Raw genomic sequence first — 8,306 nt, 5'->3', positions numbered from 1 at the left:
GATGATATGGGCGGACTGGCTGGGACAAACGCTTATCTGGCCGTCACAGATAGCAGCCGGAACATTGGTATCTGTCCTTGGCGGCAGCTATTTCCTGGGGTTAATGCTGGTCAGCCGATTTCGGAAATAATCATAAAATATACCGGGATACAGCCGAAAAGGGAACTCCGGCTTCCCGGTTATTGCGGTATCTATCGCACAACCTCTCAGGTGATGGCTATCAGGAGCGATTGCCACGAAAGTATAACCAAAATCGGGAATCTCATGCTGTCCGGCCACAAAGAACCGACAGATTGTCATAATATCGGGAGTTGTTCAGGGAATTTGACATCAGGAGCGCGGCAGCCTTTTTTAATATTTCGTTTTTTTATTAAGGTACCTGTGTCGTTCTGAGGTGAGCATATTACCTCTGTTCAGGTGGCCAAATTTATTAAACCACTAAAATTGAAGCCGGAGATGAAGAAAGGGAAGAGGTCAATATCGGATAATGACAGACAGCCCTGTAATTCAGGGCTATCAGAACTCAATGAGTAATCGATTTAGAGAATAACTGGATAATAATAATGCCCAGTGCAATACATCCCAGACCAATTAATGCCGGAAAATCAAGTTTTTGTTTATAAATAAAAAATGACAGGGCTGAAACAAGAAATATCCCTGCTCCGGCCCATATCGCATAGGCGATACCAATATTCATACTTTTGACAACTTGCGATAAGCCATAAAAAGAAATAGCGTACCCGATAATTACAATAATGCTGGGTACTAACTTTGTGAATCCATGAGACGCCTTCATCATGGTTGTCGCTGTTGTTTCAGCGATGATAGACACCATTAAGATTGCGTATACTTTCAGCATAAAAACCTCTTTAACTTATCTGGCAAATATCTCAGGAAATGACTCTTCTGTTCGTTTTTGTTTATGAATATTGCTATTAAATTCAACGTTTTAACAAGCGCTTATACCAAGGAACCGGAACCGGATGTACAATAGCACGTAAAGCACGTGCATAATCCATAATTAATCCGGGGGTCCATGCCATCATCAGTGCACGCCGGCGAATTTGAGCAGCAATCCACAACTCCGGCATACAAAGTACATTTAAAACGCCCATAAAATAACTTCTTTTTTGCATGGACAAAACGCCATCTAATGCGGCTTCCAGCGCATATGCAACACTACTGGAACAGTTCTGGTATGTCAGGTTATAAACAGGGTGCCGGCGATATTTTTCCCAAAAATTCAGCAAAGAAGCATGATTATAAATATTAAAAACAATCTGTCTGTCAGATTCACACCACTCGGATGCTTCAGTTTGATAATCGGGTAAAAACCTTCCGGGAATATTATTATCAGCAGTTGCTTTTAATAACCTGAAAAACTCTGACGGAGAACGATCAATATCTTCTTCCGGGTATAAACTGATATAGAGATGCGGACAGAGCTCCAGAGAAGCATGCCCTGTAGAGATAACCCCCTCAGAATCAACCGCCGCAATATAACGGTTAATAATCGGACGTGGCACAGGGCGCTGGTTTGCGGAGCCTTCGGGTGTCCAGATATGAACAGTTAAAATAGCACCTTGCTCTGCTGTTGCATTTAAAGACGGTAATTGTGCCGTATCGGTTATTGGCAGAGCTATCCCTTTCTTCTTAAACGATACAGGTGAAGGTCTCATCAATTCAAATACAGATGTTCCCCGCTGAATATGACGAGCCCGGAATGCTATCTTCAGGCATCCAAAACCACTCCCTATCATTAAAAATCCGATAAAAAAGGAAATTGTTGCCTGGTGATGCGTAAACAGAAAAAAGGCAAACAGGATTTCTGTTCCCCCCCATAACAGGATTAATTTCCATCCCGGAAAACGAATAATCCAGGCTGATGCAACAACAAATAACCCGGTAACGAAGAAAATAAAACCAAACATTGCCGATAGTAATACATTACTATATGTCTGATTAATTAAGATAACCAATGCACAGAATAAAAACAGACCACCTTTAAAGAAAAGTATCGTTTTTTGTGTCCCGATACTGCCTGAGGCAACACATAATGTAATCAGACTTTCAAGTAATAATAAAAAACCAAACAAATGTATTGGAAAAAAAAGAATACCATCAAGACCATCAATGAAAATAAGTATACCCATTAAACACCAGAGGAGCCCCACTCCCCAGAGGTAATGAGCTTTCCCTCTGATAAATTCGGCACCGAAGAGTAATAATGTAATCTGTAGCATTACCTGTCCTTTATTACCATATCAATATCAGGAAATTTCACCTAAAACAAACCAGTTCCCGACAATCATTACCGGATCATTATTACTGAAAATAACACTCCCGCGATCTTCTATATTCCACCAACGGCCTTCCTTATCTTTCAGACTAAAGGTTATCCCCGGAAGAGTGGTATTTGCCTGCTTTTGTTCCCAATGCCCGGCAAGCTTTTCACGATCGTCAGGATGAACAGATGCCATAATCTGCCTTACACCAGAAAGAGCTGTTAAATCAGTTTGTTGAAATAAGCTATCTGTATTTCCCCATTCAATAACACCATTATCCAGGTTAAGTTGATATACCAAATGCTGTGGTTTATAAACTCCTTGAGTGTTATCAATTCGATGAGTACTTAGGGTCACAACCCGTAAAAAAACCATTAATAACGATATTAATGTCAAATATCCCTGTATCAGCCACAGTGATTCATGACGAAACAAACCATGCAGATAAAAAGGTCCCTGCTTGCTGCGGGTGTAATAGATTGTAATCGTCGCAAGTATTAACAACGCTATTGACCCCCCCCGATTTCCCCACAGTACAGACAGCATAACAGCAAGTAAAACCGGGATGCAGAGTAACGATAATTTGGCAATATTGCGTTGCTGGTGAAAATAGGAATGGTATATCTGTATTGCAGTATCATTGAAGATCAATATAGTGCTGGTAATAAGAAGAAATAAAATAGCACTACCCCAAATTATATTAACTTTATGGGAGGGAACCATCCATTTGAAACGGGTGTTAATTAACCCCATAATTACCGTTGTTGCAAAGATATTGCCGGTAATATCAGCAATGAATCCATCCCAGAATATATCTTTAAGTGATGTATTATCAAACCAATACATATGGACAGAAAATAAAACCGCATCAGCAAAGCTGACAATTATTATTGCTGATAGCCATAACAATATTATTTGCAGGTCATCTCCCTGCCGGGCATACCTGCGGACACTCCAGGCAATAACAATACAAGAAAGCACAGCCAGAACAGCGTATATAAACGAAAGGGTAAATTCCTCACTATCAAAGCCATTCAGTACCATGTTTAACACAATGAAGCCAATTAGCAGCAGCCATTGGCGTTTGTGCATACATAAAAAAGCGGTTGTTGCGACTCCGGCAGGAAACCAGACCGCAGATATATCAGAATTTTCAGGTGTGAGTATTTCCGAGATTTCGCCTGTCACGTAATAAAGTAATAACCATCCTATTATTACGACTAATGTGGTTTTGTTTGATAACAAGGATGTTTTCATAGTTTATTTTAGATTGTGTATCATAATGATATGTCTGACCTTATCTTTACACAAAAAGGTCAATATTATTTTCCTTTTCGGAAAATATCAAAATTGTATCTTTAAGTATAGTCATAATACTTAAAATTAATTTCAGTTGAACTTAGTTGAGTGAGAATGATGACTTTGTATTGAAATATAAAGGGATAGTTGACTTCAATAGAGGTATATTGAACTTGATTGGCGGAGATCACAGGAGTCGTATTTGATGGGTAATGACATTGATATTAAATAAATTTATTTAGTTGAATAAAAAGCAGTGCCCCCATTAATGCCCCCAGATTGATTATTGATAAAAAAATAATCAAAAAATATGGCTGTGATAACTACTCAACAGCCACAAATTATACCGCAAATTTCGTATTATGAATCGCCACGGGTTTAACAGACACCTCGGAGTCATTTAAAATGGCTTAAAGAGAGGTGCCCATGAGCGGTAAGCGTTATCCCGAAGAGTTTAAAATTGAAGCGGTAAAACAGGTTATTGACCGCGGTCATTCTGTTTCCAGCGTGGCAACACGTCTTGGTATCACTACCCACAGCCTTTACACCTGGATAAAGAAGCACGGTCCGGGCTCATCCACTAATAAAGAACAGTCAGATGCTCAGGCCGAGATCCGCCGACTTCAGAAGGAGCTGAAGCGGGTTACGGACGAACGGGATATATTAAAAAAAGCCGCGGCGTACTTCGCAAAGCTGTCCGGCTGAGGTACGCCTTTATCCGTGATAACACCTGGTGCTGGCCTGTTCGTCTGCTTTGTCGGGTGCTGGATGTGCATCCCAGTGGCTTTTACGCCTGGCTTCAGCGACCATATTCGCGGCGGCATCATGAGGACCTGAAACTGACGGGGCAGATAAAACAGTTCTGGCTGGAGTCGGGCTGCGTTTATGGCTACCGCAAGATCCATCTTGACCTGCGGGATAGCGGGCAACAGTGCGGAGTGAACAGAGTCTGGCGACTGATGAAGCGTGTCGGGATAAAGGCCCTGGTTGGATACCGGAGCCCGCGGGTACGCAAAGGTGAAGTCAGTATCGTGTCACCCAACAGGCTCCAGCGACAGTTCAGTCCGGATGCTCCGGATGAGCGTTGGGTAACGGACATAACTTACATCAGGACCCACGAGGGCTGGCTGTACCTGGCCGTGGTTGTTGACCTGTTCTCACGTAAGGTTATCGGTTGGTCAATGCAATCCCGGATGACAAAGGAGGTTGTCCTGAACGCACTACTGATGGCTGTATGGCGGCGTAATCCCCAAAACAGGTGCTGGTTCACTCGGTCCAGGGCAGTCAGTACACAAGCCATGAGTGGCAGTCGTTCCTGAAATCACATGGCCTGGAGGGCAGCATGAGCCGTCGCGGTAATTGCCACGATAATGCGGTTGCAGAAAGCTTTTTCCAGTTACTGAAACGCGAGCGGATAAAGAAAAAGATATACGGAACGCGGGAAGAAGCCCGCAGCGATATTTTTGATTACATCGAAATGTTTTATAACAGTAAGCGTCGGCATGGTTCGAGCGATCAGATGCCACCAACTGAATACGAAAACCAATATTATCAGCGGCTCGGAAGTGTCTAGATTATCCGTGGCGATTCAAAACTCACAGACCATCGAATTAAAAGCGAGCTAAGAGATATATATGTTGAGTTGTTTAAGTTGGCTATACCTATAACAACCTATTTTATTAAAGATTTTGTAGATATACCGAACAGCACCAATCCAACAGTCTCTTATAAAAACATCAAAAAAACCAAAGGGAAAGAGCGGTTATTTGAGGCTAAAAAAATTAAAAGAACCATTATCGGTGCCAATGTAGGTGATAGTATTCGAGCATTCAATGAAAACCTGAGAAGTACCCATGCACTAGGGACTATGCGCCCACACATTAGGCGAGCTCACTGGCATGGTTATTGGGTAGGTACTGGTGAAGGAAAGAATTTCCTCCTGAAATGGTTACCAGCTACATTCATAAACCCAGAAAATAGCATGTAACCGATGTAAAGTTTTTGGTATCAAAATTCTATATTTTATCTTCAGTCTCATCCTCAAAAAAAAAACGCCACAATGTGGCGTTATAACCCTAGTGTTGGTACTTATTATAATCATATAACGTATGGCAAAACTAATTATACACATAAACACTCATGTGTTAATGTGTATTTGTGTATGATTCATCACATATACACGTATGTGTTAATGTGTGTATACACATATGAAAATATTTTAGGCTTTATAGGTAATCAACCTAAAATCTAAGTGAAGAATTAAATCACAGGTACAATAATAAAAAGCAAAAACACTACCAGTTAAAGTAGAGGACCGGAGCATGTTTGTTTTTAATGAAGAAACGTTCCAACGAAACCCGAGTAACCCATGTCCAGATAATGAATTCAATAGTGACGTGATTGATTTTATAAAGGAAATAAGACGGTTTTATCCTGAGTTAGAGCATTGGAGCAATACCAGTGTGCTGTTTGCTTGGGAAGCATATCTACAAGATATATACGCGGTCGGTTGGACTGAATTGGTACGCAAGAGAGAGAACGGCTTTCTCGCGTACTGCTACATAACGCAGTTACGACCAAGCCTTGATTTTGGTGGAACAGGAACATACAACACTGAAATCTGGGATCTTGGAGAGCAAGAGCCGTGGAAAAAACAACCATTGCCAAAACTACCAGATTGGATCGAATAGTCGAGCATGAGACACTTTTGTTTTGAATTTTACATAGTGAAATTGAGATAAAAGTGCAATAAAAAGGGATGAAATATCATCCCTAGAAAAACACTACCTATTCATTTTGCTTCAGCCACTGATGAACATAATCTGATATTACATCTTTCATGGTGGTGTTTCGTTTGACACATGCAGCTTTGAATCGAATTTGAGTATCTTCATCAAGATCTACATTTATACGTTTTGTTTTTGTACTTTTTTCAAGAATTTTATCTAAGTCTCTGTTTTCACCGAACTTCATCTTTTGTGAATTTGATGATTCATTTACTTTTTCTAGTGCCATAAAGTATCTCTTTTAATTTAAACACATATGCGCTTTTGTGTTTTAGCGCTTATGTGTAAATACACGTTTGTGTTTGTGTGTTAATGCACATTATGACTCAAAAATAGTCAGAATTTCTTTGGTTAGTATTTCAATCTCGCCTTTTGCATTTCCATCATTAGTTTCAAAAATACTCTTACCATCCAGAATAGATTTGATATAGCTCTGCCGTTGAGAAATCGCGGTTTTGAAAGAAGTTAAGCCGGTATCTTTGAGGTTGTCTTTTAATACTTGCAACATAGTAGTTTGGTCAATTTTGCGAGTGACCAGGAACCTTGCTTCTACTTTGCGGCTGTATGCCTGAGCTTCAAGAACTGATGTAACACTACCGGCTGCGGAAAAATCAAGAGGGCTTGGCGAGACTGGAATTATAACAAGGTCGCTAACCATAACCGCTGCTGAAGTAATTACAGAAAGTGAACCAGCACCATCTACAATGACAAAATCATAATCACTTAGATCCTTACGGATGCTATAAACGTCTTTCTCACTGGCTGCGGTGAAAACATCGTAATCACAGTTCCCTTCTTTAGACCAGTTAGATAGGCTCATTTGAGGGTCTGTATCGACAACCGCTAACGAATAACCGGCTCTTTGCATAGCAGTAGCAACGTTTATGACGGTGGTTGTTTTTCCAGACCCGCCTTTCGGATTTAAAAAAGAAATTACCTTCACTGGAAACCCTCATATGTGTGTTTGTGTTTTGTTCATTATCTAAGTAAGCCTATAAATAATCAATGTGTATTTGTGTTTATGTGGGTTTGAGCCTAAACACATAGACACATAGACACATACGGACCTTATCAAACTCATACATACACTTATGTGTTTATGTGTTTATGTGTTTATGTGTTTGCATCCCTATTATAATCGACAATGTTGATACATTTAAATTGGGGTGCTACTATTAAAACTCGGACGTTGAATTGTAGAGGTGATAAATGGCTCAGGTCACAGTAAAAAAATGGGGCAATAGCCCGTCTGTACGGCTTCCTGTTGCTATCATGCAAAAAGCGGCACTTAGCGTTGATGATACGGTTGAAATAGCGGTAGAAGAAGGTCGTATCATCATTACGCCAGTTAAAGCGGTAGAATACTCATTAGATAATTTGTTAGCCGGTATCACACCGGAGAATATCCATGAGAAAGTAGACTTCGGAGCTCGAACAGGTAAGGAATTAATTTAATGGTATCTCGATACGTACCTGATTCTGGCGATTTGATTTGGATTGACTTTGATCCAGTTGAAGGACATGAGCAGGGCGGTCATCGTCCAGCAGTTGTCCTTAGCCCTTTTGCATACAATAATAAAGTAGGGCTCTTACTATGCGTACCATGTACAACTAAAGGCAAAGGCTATCCATTTGAATGCGAACTCTCGAACGAAAGAAACAGCTACGCATTAGCGGATCAAGTTACATGTGTTGACTGGAGAGCTCGTAAAGTTACTAAAAAGGGCAAAGTGGAGGCATCAGAACTGGCAGAGATAAAAGCTAAAGCAAAGGCGTTAATAGGATAGATATAATACTTATAAGGGTTATCGGATAGAATGGAAAATGAGACACTACACACAGCAACAGGTAATCAAACTCCTTTAGATAATGCTGTATCGTCATTAAACTCTATTTTAGATGTTATTTTCACAGTAAATGATTATGTTTTGTTTTT

General features: G+C 40.4%; 9 protein-coding genes and 1 pseudogene. 5 read left to right on the top strand and 5 right to left on the bottom strand.

Annotation, left to right across the window (positions count from 1 at the left end; genetic code table 11):
* Nucleotides 1-523: 523 nt before the first annotated feature.
* The 3 genes from PSF16_RS15795 to PSF16_RS15785 form a co-directional block, all read right to left on the bottom strand.
* On the bottom strand, nucleotides 524-856 hold the full coding sequence (locus tag PSF16_RS15795; protein ID WP_072125160.1) for a DMT family transporter: 333 nt from the start codon (nucleotides 854-856) through the stop codon (nucleotides 524-526).
* Nucleotides 857-941: 85 nt separating this feature from the next.
* On the bottom strand, nucleotides 942-2,243 hold the full coding sequence (locus tag PSF16_RS15790) for an HdeD family acid-resistance protein (RefSeq protein ID WP_036410326.1): 1,302 nt from the start codon (nucleotides 2,241-2,243) through the stop codon (nucleotides 942-944).
* Between the two features lie 27 nt (nucleotides 2,244-2,270).
* A complete protein-coding gene (locus tag PSF16_RS15785; protein WP_272689624.1) occupies nucleotides 2,271-3,542 on the bottom strand; it encodes an MASE1 domain-containing protein in 1,272 nt (423 codons plus the stop codon).
* Between the two features lie 468 nt (nucleotides 3,543-4,010).
* Here PSF16_RS15785 and PSF16_RS15780 point away from each other — a divergent pair.
* The 3 genes and pseudogenes from PSF16_RS15780 to PSF16_RS15770 all read left to right on the top strand — a co-directional run bounded on the left by PSF16_RS15780 (nucleotide 4,011) and on the right by PSF16_RS15770 (nucleotide 6,274).
* Nucleotides 4,011-5,157, top strand: a pseudogene (locus tag PSF16_RS15780) (IS3 family transposase).
* Nucleotides 5,158-5,235: 78 nt separating this feature from the next.
* A complete protein-coding gene (locus tag PSF16_RS15775) occupies nucleotides 5,236-5,571 on the top strand; it encodes a hypothetical protein (RefSeq protein ID WP_272689623.1) in 336 nt (111 codons plus the stop codon).
* A 334-nt stretch (nucleotides 5,572-5,905) separates the two neighbouring features.
* Nucleotides 5,906-6,274: a hypothetical protein gene (locus tag PSF16_RS15770; protein ID WP_272689622.1), complete on the top strand. Its 369-nt coding sequence runs from the start codon at nucleotides 5,906-5,908 to the stop codon at nucleotides 6,272-6,274.
* Nucleotides 6,275-6,371: 97 nt separating this feature from the next.
* On the opposite strand, the gene PSF16_RS15765 is transcribed toward PSF16_RS15770, so the two are convergent.
* Together PSF16_RS15765 and PSF16_RS15760 are read right to left on the bottom strand one after the other, a co-directional pair.
* The gene (locus PSF16_RS15765; RefSeq protein WP_048607652.1) at nucleotides 6,372-6,599 is read right to left on the bottom strand and encodes a plasmid partition protein ParG; all 228 of its coding nucleotides are present in this window, start codon (nucleotides 6,597-6,599) and stop codon (nucleotides 6,372-6,374) included.
* 90 nt (nucleotides 6,600-6,689) lie between these two features.
* Nucleotides 6,690-7,313: a ParA family protein gene (locus tag PSF16_RS15760; protein ID WP_272689621.1), complete on the bottom strand. Its 624-nt coding sequence runs from the start codon at nucleotides 7,311-7,313 to the stop codon at nucleotides 6,690-6,692.
* Nucleotides 7,314-7,579: 266 nt separating this feature from the next.
* On the opposite strand from PSF16_RS15760, the gene PSF16_RS15755 reads away from it, so the two are divergent.
* Together PSF16_RS15755 and mazF are read left to right on the top strand one after the other, a co-directional pair.
* On the top strand, nucleotides 7,580-7,825 hold the full coding sequence (locus PSF16_RS15755) for an AbrB/MazE/SpoVT family DNA-binding domain-containing protein (RefSeq protein WP_023159984.1): 246 nt from the start codon (nucleotides 7,580-7,582) through the stop codon (nucleotides 7,823-7,825).
* The gene (mazF, locus tag PSF16_RS15750; RefSeq protein WP_272689620.1) at nucleotides 7,825-8,157 is read left to right on the top strand and encodes an endoribonuclease MazF; all 333 of its coding nucleotides are present in this window, start codon (nucleotides 7,825-7,827) and stop codon (nucleotides 8,155-8,157) included. Before PSF16_RS15755 ends, mazF begins: the two co-directional genes overlap by 1 nt.
* Nucleotides 8,158-8,306: the final 149 nt, after the last annotated feature.

It is taken from the genome of Providencia sp. PROV033 (genome assembly GCF_028484855.1).
Taxonomy (GTDB): Bacteria; Pseudomonadota; Gammaproteobacteria; order Enterobacterales; family Enterobacteriaceae; genus Providencia; species Providencia alcalifaciens.
The sequence above is the reverse complement of the archived record's forward strand: the minus strand, read 5'-3'. Positions and strand labels throughout refer to the sequence as shown.

Bases quoted from the DNA above. Each gene is read 5' to 3' on its own strand.
- PSF16_RS15785 (WP_272689624.1), bottom strand. From the start codon at position 3,542: ATGAAAACATCCTTGTTATCAAACAAAACCACATTAGTCGTAATAATA.
- PSF16_RS15790 (WP_036410326.1), bottom strand. From the start codon at position 2,243: ATGCTACAGATTACATTATTACTCTTCGGTGCCGAATTTATCAGAGGG.
- mazF (WP_272689620.1), top strand. From the start codon at position 7,825: ATGGTATCTCGATACGTACCTGATTCTGGCGATTTGATTTGGATTGAC.
- PSF16_RS15755 (WP_023159984.1), top strand. From the start codon at position 7,580: ATGGCTCAGGTCACAGTAAAAAAATGGGGCAATAGCCCGTCTGTACGG.
- PSF16_RS15770 (WP_272689622.1), top strand. From the start codon at position 5,906: ATGTTTGTTTTTAATGAAGAAACGTTCCAACGAAACCCGAGTAACCCA.
- PSF16_RS15765 (WP_048607652.1), bottom strand. From the start codon at position 6,599: ATGGCACTAGAAAAAGTAAATGAATCATCAAATTCACAAAAGATGAAG.